This window comes from Pseudoxanthomonas suwonensis, from assembly GCF_010093235.1.
GTDB classification, from domain to species: domain Bacteria; phylum Pseudomonadota; class Gammaproteobacteria; order Xanthomonadales; family Xanthomonadaceae; genus Pseudoxanthomonas; species Pseudoxanthomonas suwonensis.
In genome coordinates this window covers 107,306-123,241 of the sequence record NZ_PDWP01000001.1, presented here as the reverse complement: position 1 = coordinate 123,241, position 15,936 = coordinate 107,306, and the positions used below count along the sequence as shown (strand labels likewise).

15 protein-coding genes and 1 riboswitch are annotated in these 15,936 nt (G+C 69.9%); of the genes, 12 read left to right on the top strand and 3 right to left on the bottom strand.

Annotated elements, in window-relative coordinates; all coding sequences use genetic code 11:
- Nucleotides 1-36: 36 nt before the first annotated feature.
- Nucleotides 37-144: riboswitch (TPP riboswitch) on the top strand.
- Nucleotides 145-253: 109 nt separating this feature from the next.
- The 11 genes from thiC to CSC68_RS00500 all read left to right on the top strand — a co-directional run bounded on the left by thiC (nucleotide 254) and on the right by CSC68_RS00500 (nucleotide 10,827).
- Nucleotides 254-2,131 carry a phosphomethylpyrimidine synthase ThiC gene (gene thiC / locus CSC68_RS00550; protein WP_162201563.1) on the top strand — a complete coding sequence of 626 codons (1,878 nt, stop codon included), beginning with the start codon at nucleotides 254-256 and terminating at the stop codon, nucleotides 2,129-2,131.
- Between the two features lie 650 nt (nucleotides 2,132-2,781).
- Entirely contained in the window at nucleotides 2,782-3,375 is a 594-nt protein-coding gene (locus tag CSC68_RS00545) for a DUF4136 domain-containing protein (RefSeq protein ID WP_162201562.1), read from the top strand.
- 801 nt (nucleotides 3,376-4,176) lie between these two features.
- Nucleotides 4,177-4,491, top strand: a complete 315-nt coding sequence (locus CSC68_RS00540; RefSeq protein WP_162201561.1) for a helix-turn-helix transcriptional regulator — start codon at nucleotides 4,177-4,179, stop codon at nucleotides 4,489-4,491.
- 132 nt (nucleotides 4,492-4,623) lie between these two features.
- Nucleotides 4,624-5,136, top strand: coding sequence for a DUF2589 domain-containing protein (locus CSC68_RS00535; protein WP_162201560.1), 513 nt, complete (start codon nucleotides 4,624-4,626; stop codon nucleotides 5,134-5,136).
- Between the two features lie 75 nt (nucleotides 5,137-5,211).
- A complete protein-coding gene (locus tag CSC68_RS00530) occupies nucleotides 5,212-5,847 on the top strand; it encodes a DUF2589 domain-containing protein (RefSeq protein WP_162201559.1) in 636 nt (211 codons plus the stop codon).
- A gap of 105 nt (nucleotides 5,848-5,952) precedes the next feature.
- Nucleotides 5,953-6,216, top strand: a complete 264-nt coding sequence (locus tag CSC68_RS00525) for a hypothetical protein (protein ID WP_162201558.1) — start codon at nucleotides 5,953-5,955, stop codon at nucleotides 6,214-6,216.
- Between the two features lie 7 nt (nucleotides 6,217-6,223).
- Nucleotides 6,224-6,862 carry a hypothetical protein gene (locus CSC68_RS00520; RefSeq protein ID WP_162201557.1) on the top strand — a complete coding sequence of 213 codons (639 nt, stop codon included), beginning with the start codon at nucleotides 6,224-6,226 and terminating at the stop codon, nucleotides 6,860-6,862.
- Between the two features lie 49 nt (nucleotides 6,863-6,911).
- Nucleotides 6,912-7,658, top strand: a complete 747-nt coding sequence (locus CSC68_RS00515; protein WP_162201556.1) for a hypothetical protein — start codon at nucleotides 6,912-6,914, stop codon at nucleotides 7,656-7,658.
- 168 nt (nucleotides 7,659-7,826) lie between these two features.
- A complete protein-coding gene (locus CSC68_RS00510) occupies nucleotides 7,827-9,074 on the top strand; it encodes a hypothetical protein (protein WP_162201555.1) in 1,248 nt (415 codons plus the stop codon).
- Nucleotides 9,075-9,114: 40 nt separating this feature from the next.
- A complete protein-coding gene (locus CSC68_RS00505) occupies nucleotides 9,115-10,266 on the top strand; it encodes a hypothetical protein (protein WP_162201554.1) in 1,152 nt (383 codons plus the stop codon).
- 72 nt (nucleotides 10,267-10,338) lie between these two features.
- Complete coding sequence (locus CSC68_RS00500) at nucleotides 10,339-10,827, top strand: lysozyme (protein ID WP_246193402.1); 489 nt, start codon at nucleotides 10,339-10,341, stop codon at nucleotides 10,825-10,827.
- A gap of 147 nt (nucleotides 10,828-10,974) precedes the next feature.
- Here the strand turns inward: CSC68_RS00500 and CSC68_RS00495 are convergent, their stop codons facing one another.
- Both CSC68_RS00495 and ppa read right to left on the bottom strand, forming a co-directional pair.
- Nucleotides 10,975-12,078 (bottom strand): HDOD domain-containing protein, encoded by a 1,104-nt coding sequence (locus CSC68_RS00495; protein WP_162201552.1) that lies wholly within the window; start codon nucleotides 12,076-12,078, stop codon nucleotides 10,975-10,977.
- Between the two features lie 207 nt (nucleotides 12,079-12,285).
- A complete protein-coding gene (gene ppa, locus CSC68_RS00490; protein ID WP_162201551.1) occupies nucleotides 12,286-12,822 on the bottom strand; it encodes an inorganic diphosphatase in 537 nt (178 codons plus the stop codon).
- A gap of 361 nt (nucleotides 12,823-13,183) precedes the next feature.
- Here ppa and scpC point away from each other — a divergent pair, with 361 nt between their 5' ends.
- Nucleotides 13,184-14,695: a succinyl-CoA:acetate CoA-transferase ScpC gene (gene scpC / locus CSC68_RS00485; protein WP_162201550.1), complete on the top strand. Its 1,512-nt coding sequence runs from the start codon at nucleotides 13,184-13,186 to the stop codon at nucleotides 14,693-14,695.
- Nucleotides 14,696-14,933: 238 nt separating this feature from the next.
- Here scpC and cysK read toward each other — a convergent pair whose 3' ends face one another.
- On the bottom strand, nucleotides 14,934-15,893 hold the full coding sequence (gene cysK / locus CSC68_RS00480) for a cysteine synthase A (RefSeq protein WP_162201549.1): 960 nt from the start codon (nucleotides 15,891-15,893) through the stop codon (nucleotides 14,934-14,936).
- Nucleotides 15,894-15,936: the final 43 nt, after the last annotated feature.

Genomic DNA, 15,936 nt, shown 5'->3' with positions numbered 1-15,936 from the left:
GCCGCCGGCAAGCACGCGCGGTCTGTGGTCTAATCGCGGCCGAAGCGGGGGTACCGCGACGCCGATCCCGGGCGCGCGGTTGAGACAGTCCCTTGGAACCTGATCCGGCTGATACCGGCGTAGGGAAGCTTCGCAGGACGGGATACGTCCGTCCTGTGTCCGCCCGCTTCGGGCGGCGGTGCCGCGCATGCGTGGCCCGTCGTCCCGCCCCGCACCCAGGTGCGGTTCTCCCCAGAACGGACGGACACAACGCATGAATGCCATCCCCGCCTCCCTGCTCCAGCAGACCGCGCAGCTTTCCGGCTCCGTCACCCGGCCGATCCCCGGCTCGCGCAAGATCCACGTCGAAGGTTCGCGCCCGGACATCCGCGTGCCGATGCGCGAGATCGCGCTGACCCGCACGCCGACCGTGTTCGGCGGCGAGGACAATCCGCCGGTCACCGTCTACGACACTTCCGGTCCGTACACCGACCCGGATGCCCGCATCGACCTTGCCACCGGCCTGCCGGCGCTGCGTGCGCAGTGGATCGCCGAACGCGGCGACACCGAGGAGCTGCCGGCATTGACCTCCGAGTTCGGTCGCGCGCGCGAGCACGACCCGAGGCTGGACGCGGTGCGTTTCCCCGGGCGCCGCCTGCCGCGACGCGCGAAGGCCGGCGCCAACGTCACCCAGATGCATTACGCGCGGCGCGGGATCGTCACCCCGGAGATGGAGTTCGTCGCCATCCGCGAGAACCAGCGCCTGGAGGCGGTGCGCGACGCGGCGCTGCGCGCCCAGCACCCGGGGCAGAGCTTCGGCGCCAGCATCCCGGAGCTGATCACGCCGGAGTTCGTGCGCGACGAGATCGCCCGTGGCCGCGCGATCCTGCCGTGCAACATCAACCACCCGGAAAGCGAGCCGATGATCATCGGCCGCAACTTCCTCACCAAGATCAACGCCAACATCGGCAACTCCGCGGTGTCCTCGGGCATCGCCGAGGAGGTCGAGAAGCTGGTGTGGGCGATCCGCTGGGGCGGCGACACGGTGATGGACCTGTCCACCGGCAAGCACATCCACGAGACCCGCGAGTGGATCATCCGCAACTCGCCGGTGCCGATCGGCACGGTGCCGATCTACCAAGCCCTGGAGAAGGTCGACGGCCGCGCCGAGGAGCTGACCTGGGAGATCTTCCGCGACACGCTCATCGAACAGGCCGAGCAGGGCGTGGACTACTTCACCATCCACGCCGGTGTGCTGCTGCGCTACGTCCCGCTGACCGCGAAGCGCGTCACCGGCATCGTGTCGCGCGGCGGCTCGATCCTGGCCAAATGGTGCCTTGCGCACCACAAGGAGAATTTCCTCTACACCCACTTCGAGGAAATCTGCGAAATCATGAAGGCCTACGACGTGGCCTTCTCGCTGGGCGACGGCCTGCGCCCGGGTTGCATCGCCGACGCCAACGACGCAGCCCAGTTCGGCGAGCTGGAGACGCTGGGCGAACTGACGAAGATCGCGTGGAAGCACGACGTCCAGACCATGATCGAAGGCCCGGGCCACGTGCCGATGCAACTGATCAAGGAGAACATGGACAAGCAGCTGCGCGAGTGCGGCGAGGCGCCGTTCTACACCCTGGGACCGCTGACCACCGACATCGCGCCCGGCTACGACCACATCACCAGCGCGATCGGCGCGGCGATGATCGGCTGGTACGGCACCGCCATGCTCTGCTACGTCACCCCGAAGGAGCACCTGGGCCTGCCCAACCGCCAGGACGTGCGCGACGGCATCATGGCCTACAGGATCGCCGCCCATGCGGCCGACCTGGCCAAGGGCCACCCCGGCGCGCAGGTGCGCGACAACGCGCTGAGCAAGGCGCGCTTCGAGTTCCGCTGGGAGGACCAGTTCCACCTCGGCCTGGATCCGGAGAAGGCGAAGGAGTTCCACGACGAGACCCTGCCCAAGGAAGCGCACAAGCTGGCGCATTTCTGCTCGATGTGCGGCCCGCACTTCTGCTCGATGAAGATCACCCAGGACGTGCGCGACTATGCCGCCGAGCGCGGGGTGGACGAACAGGCCGCGCTGGAGGCGGGCATGGCCGAGAAGTCGGCGCAGTTCCGCGAGCAGGGCGCGGAGGTCTACCGCGCCGGCTAGCGCAGAAGGCGCCTGGCCGCGGCCCCTCCCGTGCCGCGGCCAGGCGCAATGGCGCCGCTGGCGCCGGCCGCAGACAGGCGGGAACCCGCTGCGGCCGGTGGCGAGTGTCGGCGCCTGCCGGCCGCGCACGGTAGCCGGCGATGGCCGCCAGGGTTTGCCGCGATTGGCGTCCCGCGCCGGTCGGCGGCCTGCTTCCCCACCGGCTGCTGACTGGGACGTTGTGCCCCCGTACCAAAGACACATGGCGCTGCCGGACCCCCCGGCTAGTGTGCGCGCCTTGCCGGACGGTCCGCGTGCATGGGGTGCGCGGCTCCGCACGCGGACGCGTTGCCGCCGTGCACTCCGTGCAACCTGGATTACGTGGGGACGGATGGCAGCTGCGGACACGAGTTCCCGGAACCAGCCTGCGGCGGGCGGCAGGCTGCTGCGCGTCGGACGGCACGAGGTCGACCTCGACCGCAGGCTGGTGGCGCTTGCCGGCACGCAGGAAACCCGGCGGCTGACGCTCAAGGCGATGCAGGTGCTGCTGGCGCTGGCCGAGCCGCCCGCCCCGGAGCGGGAGGGGAGGATCGTCCCGATCCCGCGGTGTTCACGCGCCCGCGCGGATGATCCGGCACCAGGTCTTCCGCCCCGGAAGACGGGAGCATGCCATGGCCCGCTTCAATCGCTACCTCCGCATTCCACGCATCGCCTTCCTGCTGGTCCTGGCCACGCTGTTGGCCGCCTGTGCCACCGGTCCACGCGTCAGCAGCGAGATCGATCCCACGGCCGACTTCGGCCGCTACCGGACCTTCGCCTTCTACTCGCCGCTGGCGATCGAGGCGCAGGGCTACTCGACCCCGACCAGCAACCGCCTGCGCGACGCGGCGCGGGCGCAGATGGAAGCGCGCGGCTACGTCTACGACGAGCGCGATCCGGACCTGTGGGTGAACCTCAACGCCTACCTGCAGGAGCGCACCGACGTCACCACCATGCCCGAGGTGGACTACAGCTACTACTACAGCTACCGCGCCCGCGCCTACGTGGCCGTGCCGTACTGGCGCGACCGCACCGACGTGCGCCGCTATACCGAGGGCACCCTCAACGTCGACCTGGTGGACGCGCGCCAGAACCGCCTGGTATGGACGGGCGTGGCCGTGGGCCGCGCCAGCCGCAGCAGCACGCCGGCTGAGCGCGGAGCGAAGATCGATTCGGCCATGGCCGAGATCTTCGCGCGCTATCCGCATCGCGCGGCAGGGCGCTGAGGGCGGGACCCCCGACGGCGGCCGGGCGGCATGCCCGGCCGCGCCGCACCGTGCGCGGATTCCCGATACACCGCCGGGAACGTGACGTCCCTCACATGGCGCCGCGCACCGCGCGGTCTGATCAAGGCCATAGCCGTGGGCGAGGCACCGGACCCTGCCCTGTCGGGGCATGGCCGAGGCTTCCTGGTGGTGGCTGCACCGGTGCAGCCCTTCGAACGAACGACCTGCGCACGGGCACGTGTACGTGCGCGCAGCGTGCCGGAACGGGGAGCTGCTCCGGGACGCCAGGCCTCCTGCGCGTCTACCTCCAGGATGGGCGCATGTCGTGGACGAAGGCGTTGAGCCACGCGTCGGGTGAACGGCTGCAGCCAGGGTGGCGTCCGCAAAGCGTGGCCGCACGGCGGCGGGAGCGGCGCGGTGTTGCCAGACCCAGGTGGGTGGCGCCGCATCGGACAGCCGCGTACAGGTCGGCGCGTGCGGGCGCATGCGATTGAAACGCCCAGGCAAGTCACTGGAACATCCCGTCAAACCCCGGGGGCGCACTTCGGCTTACACCATCGCATCGGTTGGCGGTGATCAGGACGTCGCTGCGGTCGAGCTGTCGTAGCGATGTCCTGCCGCTTCCACCGATGCGTCCGCTCCCCTGCGGAGCGATTGGTCAGGCTGGAGGGGCATGCAATGGAAGGCCAGGATGGTCCATTTGTCTACGCAGTCCACGCCGGTTCGCGCGGCGGGACCACGGATGGAATCGGCGTGCGGGACTGCGGCGGGCACCAGTACGGACGACGCGCGGAACGGCTCTTGTCCCGCGCACGCAGCTGGGTAGAGCACCACGTCGACGAGGAGGACCTGTCGGTCAGCGCGATGGCTTCGGCCATGCACATGTCCAGGTCGACGCTTCACCGGAAGCTGGTCGCCATGACCGGCATGGCACCGGGCGCCTTCATCCGCGACACGCGCATGCACCTGGCGCGGCGCCTGCTTAAGGAAGGCGAATGCAACGTCTCCGAGGTCGCCTATTCGGTCGGCTTCGTGAGCCTTTCCGGCTTCAGCCGCGCATACCGCCACCACTACGGCGAGGCGCCTTCGAGCAGCCTGCACAGGCGCGAACGCTGAGATGCAACAGCGGGTCAAGCGCGTGCGACGCCCGGGCAATGACGCCGCCGGCGGCGGCGATATACCTGCATCCACACCGCCGCCGGCCATCGCCGGGACCGAAGCGGACGGAACGAAACGGGAGGATCCACCATGAAGGGAAAGATCTCGTTCCACTCGCTGATCGAGGCGTTGAGCAGCGCCGTGATCGAAGCGCAGGACAGCATCAACCTCCACCAGATCGCGACCATCCGCGGCTACTTCGACGAGGACAACCGCCCCAGGAGCGTGAGCTTCCGGTTGCCCTCGCTGCACCCGGCCGCGGAGGAAGGCGACGAGGACCTCTACCGCGCGCCGCTGCTGCCCCTGGTGTCGACCAACCACCTCCGGATCAAGGACGTGGAAATCAGCTTCGAGGCCGACCTGGGCGAGCTGGCGGCCGAGGAGTCCGGCGCGGACCCCGGGGCCGACCCGGTCGGCGAGGCGTGGTCCTCTTCGCGCCGGCCCCCGCCGCGCATCGGCCTGGATACGGGCGTGACCCGCCAGCGCGGCAACGTCCGCGTGGTGCTGCGGGTGGAGGGCACCGAGCCGACCGACGGCGCTGCAAGGCTCATCAACCAGTTGGCGCAGAGCCAGGGGGTGTTCAAGACGATCAAGGCGACCTAACCCACGGTGCCGGCTTCCGCCGACGGCACATCCGCAGCATTCCATTCGGGCGGTCCAGATAGAGGAGATACGGCCATGGCCGACGAACTCGTCAACATGTCAAGTCAGTTCAAGGGGTTGCCGATGGGCGACCTGATCGGTGGCCCGCTGACGGCTGCCTGCGATTCGCAGATCAAGCTGGCCAACGCCACCGCGGACTTCATCCGCGTGGTGGGCTTCCTGCCACCCGCCAGCCCCGACCCGAACGATCCGTATGCGGTGGGTGGCACGCGCACCGCGCTGTTCCGGTTCAAGCGCCCGGTCGACAACCCCGATCCGGCCAACGGCGGCGCCATCGCCGAGGAAGAGGTCGAGCTGGAGGTGCCGCTGCTGTCGATCGTCAAGGTGCCTTCGCTGAGCATCCAGAGCGTGGACATCACGTTCGACATGGAGGTGAAGTCCTCCTTCAGCGCCAAGGAGTCCACCGACGCCAGCGCCACGATGAACGCCGAGATGAGGGTCGGGTGGGGCATTTTCTCGGCCAAGGTGAACATCCAGGGCTCGGTGGCCACGCACAAGGAAAACACCCGCAGCTCGGACAACTCGGCCAAGTACCACGTCGAGGTCCGTGCGCAGGACACCGGCATGCCCGAGGGGCTGGCGCGGGTGCTGGACATCCTGCAGACCGCGGCGGCGCCGCGGAAGATCAGCGCGCCGGTGCCGGTGACCTGATCCCGGTCGCGTGACCGGAACGCAGGAGAACGGTGAAGGGAGCGGCGGCCGCCGCCGTCGCGGCGGTCGCCGTCTGGATGGACTCTTCCGTGCAGGAGGCAAGCGATGTCCGACCTGAGCCAGGTCAAGTACGTCAAGCGCGTGGTGGTAGGCAGCGACAACCCGTCGCAGATGCTGTCGGACGCGCAGATCGCGCAGAAGCAGGAGCTGCTCAACCGCTGCCTGAGCGACACGCCGAAGGGCATGATCCTCGGGATCGAACGCAGCTTCAGCCTGCTGCAGATCGGCGAGCACCAGGTGGTGCTGCAGTGGCTGGCCTACCACGTCGGCTTCCCGCGCAAGCCGGCGTGGATGCAGGACGCGGAGTGAAACGCCGGTGGCCGCGCATACGCTGGACGAGCTGCTGGGCGAACTGGGATCGGCCGTGGCTGCGGCCGACGCGAGGCTGCAGGAAGACCGCCGGGCGCGCTGGCGCCGTGGATTCGGGCTCGATGGCGACGGGCCCCTCGAGTTCCAGGTTCCGAGCCTGGGCGACGATGGCTGGCGGGTCCTGCAGGTCCCGCTCGAATCGCTGATGTGCCGCGAAGGGATGTCGGTGGCCGGGTTGAGCCTGGAGATCGACTGCGCCCTGCGGGTCCGGCCACCGTCGACCCGCGATGGCGCCGTGCGGATAGAACTGGATCCCTGCGCACGTCGCACGCCGCATCGGCTTGCGCTGCGGCTGCAGGGGCCGGAAGTGGAGGTGTGGCTGGACGGAACCGTCCTGCGCCGCAACCAGCGAGACGGTGGAGTGGCAGGCACGTCGCCGGCGCCGCGCAAGGCCTGGCGCATTCGCCGACGCTCCCGTCCGTCCCTGCTGCTCGAGGGCGAGGACGCACGCCGCGCACTCGCAGCCCTGGGGCCGGTGCTGGCGCGCGAGGCGTCGGCCAGGCGTCGCCGGCTCGTCCTGCTCCTGTCGCTATCCGCACTGCTGGCGGCGGTGGCCGCCGTCCTGCCGTACCTGCTGGCTTCCTGAGGCAACGCAAGCGCGGCGGCCGCCGCGCGCGACAAACGAGGAGAACGACATGAAACGCAACAAGGTGCGCCGCATGGCGGCGCAGGCGGCATTGGCCTGGATCGCGACGGGGGCGAGTACGTCCCCGGCCTCGCCCCTGTCCGGCGACTGGGTCGGACAGGATCAGGTGTCCAGCGCCCCGTCCTCGCTGCGCCTGAGCATCGACAAGGGCAGCGGCGCGGTGCTGCGGTTCGGCGCAGGACGGAACTGCACGCTGCTCCTGCGCGCGGTCGGAGGCGCACAGGCGCCGACTGGGTTCGCGATCACCGAATCCAACGGCGGCCGGTTCTGCGACCGGCTGGTTCCGGGGACGCTGCAGCTGGCGGCGAAGGACGATGCGCAGCTGTCGGTTTCGCTCTCGGCCAGCGACCGGCGATACGGGTGGACCCTGCGGCGCGCCGGTGGCGCGGCCGATCCGGTGCTGCATGGCGCCTGGGCCGGCTGGCTCCAGCCGGCGCAATCCAGCGTGCCGGTCGACGTGCGCCTGGACGTCGGTGGCACCGAGCCGGGCGATGCGGACAGCCTGCTGCGCCAGGGCGGCACGCGGCAGTGCCAGGTCGGCCTCGCCTACCAGGGGGCAGCCGGCACGGTGCACTACTTCCAGGCCTTGATGCGCCAGGTGGCCGGCGGCTACTGCGAAGCGCTGGTGGACCGCCTGCTGCGCGTGGAATCGGATGGCCGGACGCTGCGCTACTCCTTCATTCCCGACGACGGGCAGTGCGGAAAGGGCTGCGTGCTGGAACGGGTCCCGCGCTAGCGGGTCCTCCGCGCTGATTGCGACATGCGGGAAAGCGGCTGCAACGCACGGACCAACAGCGTTTCCGGTCGACGACTACGTTCGATACCGGCGGCGATTCCGCCGCCGCGGCCAGCATCGATGCGATGCCACGGCCGGCCCCAACGACCCAACACGACGAGGTGGCACATGGGCATCATCGACGGTACGCCGACCGCGCTCACCGGTCCGGAGAAGGATGCGCTGGTCCTGGAGGCGAGCACCATCTTCTCCAGCGTATTCATTGGATTCCTGGACAGCGCGTTCCAGAAAAACGTTCCGCTGCGCTGGGACGTGGAGCCGGACAGCTCCCCCGACCGGCAGGAAAGGGCCCTTGGCGAACTGAGCGCGGCTGTTATTCCGCTGGCCGAGCATGTCAGCCGGACACGCCATCGCGGGCAGGTCGACATCGGAGTCAGCCAGGCGCACGACCGCGACCACGTCGCCATCAGCACCAGCGAGGAAATCGACAGGCGCTTCGAGGAGCGGCAGGAGCTCCAGCCCCGCTCGGAGTGGGTCAGGCGCTACATGAGGGACCTGGCGTACCCGGCGGATAGCCGCGAACCGGCGCCGAAGGGCTACCGGGAATGGGCGACCGGCCTGGATGAGCTGCGCGAAGAGAACCTGGACAAGGAGTTCGGCGCGTATTACGGCATCGTCGACCATCCGGACAACGTGCCGCCGCGGGTGATCTCCTCGGTGCGATGCCTGATTCCATACGGCGGGGAACCTGCACGCTGGAACCGCGGTGTCGCGCTCCATGGCCTGATCGGATACGAGCAGGAGGATGCCAGGCCCAGCGAGTCGCCGAAGCAGGCGGGCTCGTTCGAGCCGACCGGGATGATCCGGGAATGGGCCGCTCGCGGCGGCGGCGAGTGCGTCTGCGGCTACTGCCACGGCATGGTCTGGGCGGTGGGCATGGCCAGGACGGATTTTCCGGGCGGCATTCCCTACGAAATCGCGCTGGGGGAGAAGACCCTCAAGCTCGCGTCCTGCTTCGGCTGCACGACGTTCCTGTACGCCAACGGCATCGCGCCCGCCTCGATGCACCTGGGGCGCAGCGAATCGTGGATACCCCTGCCCGAGGACGATTACGGGCTGGGCGGCCTGGCCTATTTCAGCGACGAGGAAGCGGCCAGGGTCGTGGTGCGGCAGCTCAACGGCGCCTGGGAGGACTCGGTGGCCGGATGGCTGCGGACGGGCGCGGAGATCATCGCGGCCAACCAGTCCGTCGATGGCAAGGCGCCATTGTTCTCCGGTGCGGCAGCGGGGATCGCCAGCAAGCTCCTGGATGAGGCACGCAGGAGGGACAACGCGGCCGCCGCGGCCCTGTTCCTCGATGCGCTGACGGTCCACGAAAAGAAGGACGTGGACCGGCTGAGGGCGATCCGCGCGTAGCTCCGCGGACAGGTGCGCATGGCGGCGTCGGGAGATGGCGATGGATACGTTCGTGCCAGGCAGCACTGCCACCGCCGGCTGGCGGCGGTGGCGGGGCAGGAATGCGAGACTGCTGCGGCTGGTCTGCGTGCTGCTGGTGCTGGGCGCGCCGGCCGCGGGCTGGGCAAGCGTGGTGACCGCGCCGCGCGTGGTCGGTGTCGAGGGCTGGCTTGAACTCGACTGCCCCATCGAGGTGGAGGTCGCCGGCCTGCGGGAATGGGCGAAGGACAACGATCCGCGAAGGCTGGTGCCGTTCATCGATGGCTACCCGATCGCGGGCAACACGCCCGTCGCGATCGACCTGCAGCACGGACGCCTGCTGTTCCACCTGGCGATCACCCGCCAAAGCGAGGACACGTGGCGGCAGTTGCTGGGCGCACCTGAAGGCCTGAAGCGACCGGTGACCTTCAGCGTCGGCCCGGAGGACGACTCGCCGTTCGACACGGTCTACGCCCGCTACAACCGGCTGCCGCTGACGGTGATCAATCCGGCCTACGGCTACCTGGCGCTGGCGGTGGTGCTGCTTACCCTGTCGACCTTGGTGTGGCTGGCGCGGACCACAGGCATCATCCGCCACCCCGGCAATGGCGAACTGGGGCCCTACGACCTGGGGCGGTTCCAGATGGCGTTCTGGTTCTCGCTGGTCTACGCCTCGTACGTTTCGATCTGGCTGGTCACCGACGCGAAGGACACCATCACTCCGTCGTTGCTGGCGCTGATGGGCATCAGTGCCGGTACCGCCCTGGGCGAGGCGCTCATCGACTCCGATCGTGCCGGTGCCTCCGCGCAGGAAGTGCGTGCGCTGCAGGCCGAGCAGCGGGCGCTGTCCGCGGCCGCAGGCACTGCCGGCGGGGACGATGGCAACGACACGGCGAACGCAGCGCGCCTGCTGGAGATCGAGGCACGGTTGCAGGAGCTGCAGGGTGCGCCGGTGCACCGCTCGCGCGGGTTCCTGCGCGACCTGCTGTCGGACGCGCACGGCTACCGCTTCGACCGGTTCCAGATCCTCGCCTTCACCCTGATCCTCGGCGTGATCTTCCTGTCGGCCGTCTACAACGGGCTGACGATGCCGGAGTTCAGTCCCACCTTGCTGGGGCTGATGGGCCTGAGTTCCGGCACCTACATCGGCTTCAAGTTCCCCTCGAACAGATGATCCGCGCAGGCCCGTCCGGCAGGGGCCGGGGCGGGCGTCGCGGGAAGGACGAATCCCATGGACACGATGCACATGAGCAACGAAGGACTGGCCTGGCTGAAGAAGGTGGAGGGCAAGTCCCTGGTGCCGTACGACGACCAGACCGGCAAGCCGGTCGACCACTGGGTGCAGGGCGCCACGATCGGCTACGGCCACCTCATCACTTCAGCCGAATGGCCGCAGTACCGCGGCGGCATCGACGAGGCCGCCGCCGAGGCACTGCTGCGCAGGGACCTGGCGCCGTTCGAGAACGCGGTCAACCAGGGACTCAAGGTGCCGCAGCAGCAGAACCAGTTCGATGCGCTGGTGGCGCTGGCCTACAACATCGGCACCGGGGCGTTCCTGGGCTCGTCGGTGCTGCGCATGATCAACGACCCTGGCCTGCGGGTGCCGGCCTATCCGACCCTGGAGCAGGCCTGGAAGGCGTGGTCGCGTTCGCAGGGCCGCGAGAACCGCGGGCTCGCCAACCGCCGCGCGGCCGAGTGGACGATGTACAGCGAAGGCCGCTACACCCACTGGTGAGGACGAGGCCGGGCATGGCCCGGCGCCGGCGGTGCCGTCCTCCGGGGGGCCGCGCGGACCGGCTGGCGCCTGCGCCAGCACATGCCGGAGGGATGGATCGCCGGCCGGGGCGGCGCGGATCGCGCGCGCCCCGGCCGGCACCTGCGGTCAGGCGGTGGCCGAATCCAGCATCAGTTCGGCCTGGGCGCGCCAGTCGTCCAGGCGCGAGAGCACGTTGCAGCGCTGCAGGTACTCCAGGTCCGGCTCCTCGCCGGAGGCCAGGGCCATGGCCACGTGGGTGGCGCCGGTGACCCAGAAGCTGCGGCTGGCCGAGCGCGAGGGGCGGCGAGGGAAGGCCACCGCCTCGATGATCGGCATCGGCAGGCCCCACAGGCCCAGCAGGTAGGCGCCGGCCTCGGTGTGGCCCGGACGGGGGTCGCCCTCGGCCACCGGCTCGCGCTCGGCGCGCACGCCCGGCAGCAGCAGGCCGATGTCGGCCAGCAGGGCGGCGGTGGCGCCCAGCTCGGCGCTGGATTCGGGGAGCATGCGCTTGGCCAGGCGCGAGGCCACCAGGGCGCGCTGCTGCAGGGCATTGCGGTCCACGCCGGCCGGGGCCGGCAGGGCGAACACCTCGCTGGCCAGGACCAGGTCGCGCAGGGTGGCGATGCCCAGGCGGGTCACCGCGGCGCGCAGGTCGGTCACGGTGCGGCCGGAGGAGAAGAACGCCGAGTTGCACAGCTGCAGGACCTTGGCGGCGATCGCCGGATCGGCCGCGACCAGGCCGGCGATGTCGGCGGCGCTGGTGTCCTCGTCGTTCTCCAGGGCGTGCATCAGCCGCAGGTACAGCTGCGGCGGAGACGGCAGCTGCTCGACGCGGCCAATGCCCTCGCGCAGCTGCGGGTTGTCCACCAGGTCGCGCAGCTCCTCGAGGCTGCCGACGGACTCCAGCAGCAGCTCCGGGGCCACGGGGGCGGGCAGGAAGCGGTGGGCGAGGCCGATGACGCGGGCCGGCGGGGTGGCCGAGTTCTCGATCACCGCCATGCGCGAGGTGGAGGGCCTCAGGGTGCGGATCTGGCCCAGCAGGGTGGCTGCCGGCATGTCCGGCAGGGTCGGCGGTACCAGGACGACATCGACCTCGGTGTCGGCCACCAGTGCCATGGCCGAGCCCCCATCCCCACAGCGGCGGACATCCCAGTCCTCTCCCATGTCGCCGACCAGCTCCACGAGGTCGGCAGGAAATACGACGTCGTCACCGACGAACAGGATGCGCACTCAATCTCCTCCACGAAATCTTCTACGGCAGGGCCGGGCCACGTCGGGATGCCCCAACCCGCACGGTATCGGAATCCGGGCAGGATTGTTTACTACCGGTGGCAGGCGCGGCACGGCCGGGCTTCCGGAGTGTGCCTGAGTCGACATTCCGGTGGCACGGCCCGGACCGCGCGGGGCGGGTGCGGCCGGGGCCGCACCCGGTGCCCGTCAGGCCTTCTGGGCCTTGGCGCGGGCCATGGCGTCCAGCAGGATCTTCTTGGCTTCGTCGTGGTCGCCCCAGCCCTCGACCTTGACCCACTTGCCCTTCTCGAGGTCCTTGTAGTGCTCGAAGAAGTGGCCGATGCGCTCCAGCCAGTGCTGCGAGACCTGCTTGATGTCCTCGACGTGGGCGTAGCCGGCGAACACCTTGGCGATCGGCACGGCCAGGATCTTCTCGTCGGAGCCGGCCTCGTCGCTCATCTTCAGCACGCCCACCGGACGGCAGCGCACCACCGAGCCCGGGACCAGCGGCAGCGGCAGCACCACCAGCACGTCGGCCGGGTCGCCATCGCCGCACAGGGTGTCCGGCACGTAGCCGTAGTTGCACGGGTAGCGCATGGGGGTGGAGAGGATGCGGTCGACGAAGATCGCGCCGCTTTCCTTGTCCACTTCGTACTTGACCGGCTCGGAGTCCTTCGGGATCTCGATGACGACGTTGATTTCCTCGGGCGGGTTGCGTCCGGAATTGACCTGGTCGAGGCCCATCTGTGGCTCCGTTGCGAATGCGGGTGGTGGAAGCCGGCCATTTTACGCCCTGCCGTATTGCAATGCACAAAGCGCCGTGGCAGGGCGGCCCCGGCCGGGACGCCGGGGCGGGACCTGGTGGCAGGGCGGGGCCTGGAGGCCCGCGGGGCGTTGCAGGCGCTGGCGCCTGGAGGCATGGCCGGTGGGGGCAGCCGGGCGCCCGCACTGGGCGCTGCGTCACATGGTCCGCACTTTGCGCACAGCCAGGGCGCGGCCGCAATTAGCCGAAAAGTGCATGGGCCGGGGGCGCCGGCCGGGGGAGGGCGGCCGCCGCCGGCCGTTAGAATCGCGAGGTTCCCCCCGACGTTGGACCCCCCGCATCATGAACGAGCGCATTGCCCACGCCGGCCTGGCCTCCAGGCTCATGTCGGCTGAGCAGGCCGCTGCCCTGATCCAGCCCGGCATGGCCGTGGGCATGAGTGGCTTCACCGGTGCCGGCTATCCCAAGGCCGTGCCCAAGGCGCTGGCCTCGCGCATCGAGGCCGCACACGGGCGCGGCGAGCAGTTCGCCATCCGCATCCTGACCGGCGCCTCCACCGCGCCGGAGCTGGACGGCGTGCTGGCGCGCGCCGGCGGCATCGAGTTCCGCCTGCCGTACCAGTCCGACCCGGAGCTGCGCGGCCGCATCAATGGCGGCCAGATCGAATACATGGACGTGCACCTGGGCCATGTCGCCCAGCACGCCCTGTTCGGCTTCCTCGGGCGCATCGACCTGGCCATCGTCGAGGTCACCGCGATCCTGCCCGACGGCCGCCTGGTGCCCTCCACCTCGGTGGGCAACAACAAGACCTGGCTGGACCTGGCCGACAAGGTGATCATCGAGGTCAACCACCGCCAGCCACGCGGCATGGAAGGCATGCACGATGTCTACTACGGCACCGCCAAGCCGCCGCACCGCAAGCCGATCCCGCTGACCCACCCGGGCGACCGCATCGGCGAGCCCTACCTCAAGGTCGACCTGGACAAGGTGGTGGCGGTGGTCGAGAGCGACGCGCCGGACCGCATCGGCCGCTTCGCCCCGATCGACGACGTCTCCCGCGCCATCGCCGGCCACCTGGTGGAATTCTTCCGCCACGAGATCAGGGCCGGGCGCCTGGGCGAGCAGCTGCTGCCGCTGCAGTCGGGCGTGGGCAACATCGCCAACGCGGTGCTGGCCGGCCTGCACGAGGGCGGCTTCCGCGGCCTGACCGCGTTCACCGAGGTGATCCAGGACGGCATGCTCGACCTGATCGGCAACGGCACGATCGACATGGCCTCGGCCACCTCGTTCTCGCTCAGCCCGGAGGGCGTGGAGGAGTTCGCGCGCAACATCGACCTGTACCGCGAGAAGATCGTGCTGCGCCCGCAGGAGATCTCCAACCACGCCGAGCTGGTGCGCCGCCTGGGCGTGATCGGCATGAACGGCATGGTCGAGGCCGACCTCTACGGCAACGTGAACTCCACCCACGTCTGCGGCACCAGCATCATCAACGGCATCGGCGGCTCCGGCGACTTCGCCCGCAACGGCTTCATGTCCTGCTTCCTGAGCCCGAGCACGGCCAAGAACGGGGCGATCTCGGCCTTCGTGCCGATGGTCAGCCACGTCGACCACACCGAACACGACGTGGCGGTGCTGGTCAGCGAGCAGGGCCTGGCCGACCTGCGTGGGCTGTCGCCCAAGCAGCGCGCGCGGGCGATCATCAACAACTGCGCGCACCCGGACTACCGGCCGATGCTGCAGGACTACTACGACCGCGCCCTGCGCGACAGCAAGGGCCGGCACACCCCGCACCTGCTGGCCGAGGCGCTGTCCTGGCACCAGCGGTTCCTCGATACGGGGACGATGAAGGCCTGAGTGCCCTCGCGGCGAGGGGATTGAAGAAGGGCGGCCAGTGGCCGCCCTTCCGGTCATGCGTTCCAGGGCGGTGGTCGGACACGTCCTTCGCGCGCTGCCATGCGTGGCTTTGCTTTCGCTCGAACGAAAACCTGGCCGGCCGCTCCGTATCGATGCCGGTGCTGGCCCCGACCGGCCAGGAAAAACGGGCGATGCCTGCGCATCGCCCGTCCCATATCCCACGTGGGCCTGCCGGCAATCAGCCCAGCGAGGCCAGCCACTCGTCGTCCGAACCCTCGTTGACGCCCTCGAACAGCGGGGTGGAGAAGTAGCGCTCGCCGGTGTCTGGCAGCATGGCCAGCAGCACCGAACCGGCCGGTGCCTCGGCGGCGACCTGCAGCGCGGCGGCAACCGTCGCGCCGGAGGAGATGCCGACGAAGATGCCTTCCTCGGCGGCGAGGCGGCGCGCGGTGGCAATCGCGTCCTCGTCGCTGACGCCGAGGATGCGGTCGGCGACTTCGCGGTTGAGCACGGCCGGGACGAAGTCCGGGGTCCAGCCCTGGACCTTGTGCGGCTTCCACTCGTTGCCGGCCAGCAGCGAGGCATTGGCCGGCTCGGCGGCGGTGATCTTCACCTCCGGGCGGGCCACGCGCAGCACCTCGCCCACGCCGGTCAGGGTGCCGCCGGTGCCCCAGCCGCTGACGAAGTGGTCGAGGCGGCGGCCGGCGAAGTCGCGCAGGATCTCGGCGGCGGTGGTCTGGCGGTGGTAGGCCGGGTTGGCCGGGTTCTCGAACTGGCGGGCCAGGAACCAGCCGTGCTTCTTCGCCAGCTCCTCGGCCTTGCGCACCATGCCGGTGCCGCGCTCGGCGGCCGGGGTCAGGATCACCTTGCCGCCATAGGCGCGGATCAGCTTGCGGCGCTCGATCGAGAAGGTCTCGACCATGGTCGCCACGAACTTGTAGCCGCGCGCCGCGGCCACCGCCGCCAGCGCCACGCCGGTATTGCCGGAGGTCGCCTCGACGATGGTGTCGCCCGGCTTGAGCAGGCCCTTGGCCTCGGCATCGAGCACGATGGCCAGGGCCAGGCGGTCCTTGACCGAGCCGGCCGGGTTGAAGGCCTCGACCTTGGCGTAAAGCTCGATGCCCTCCGGGGCAATGCGGTTGAGGCGGACGACCGGAGTGCGGCCGATGGTGTCCAGGATGCTGTCGTAGATGGCCATGGAGGTTCCGTTCCGTTAGTCGTGGGAGTCGTGCGGGTCGTGT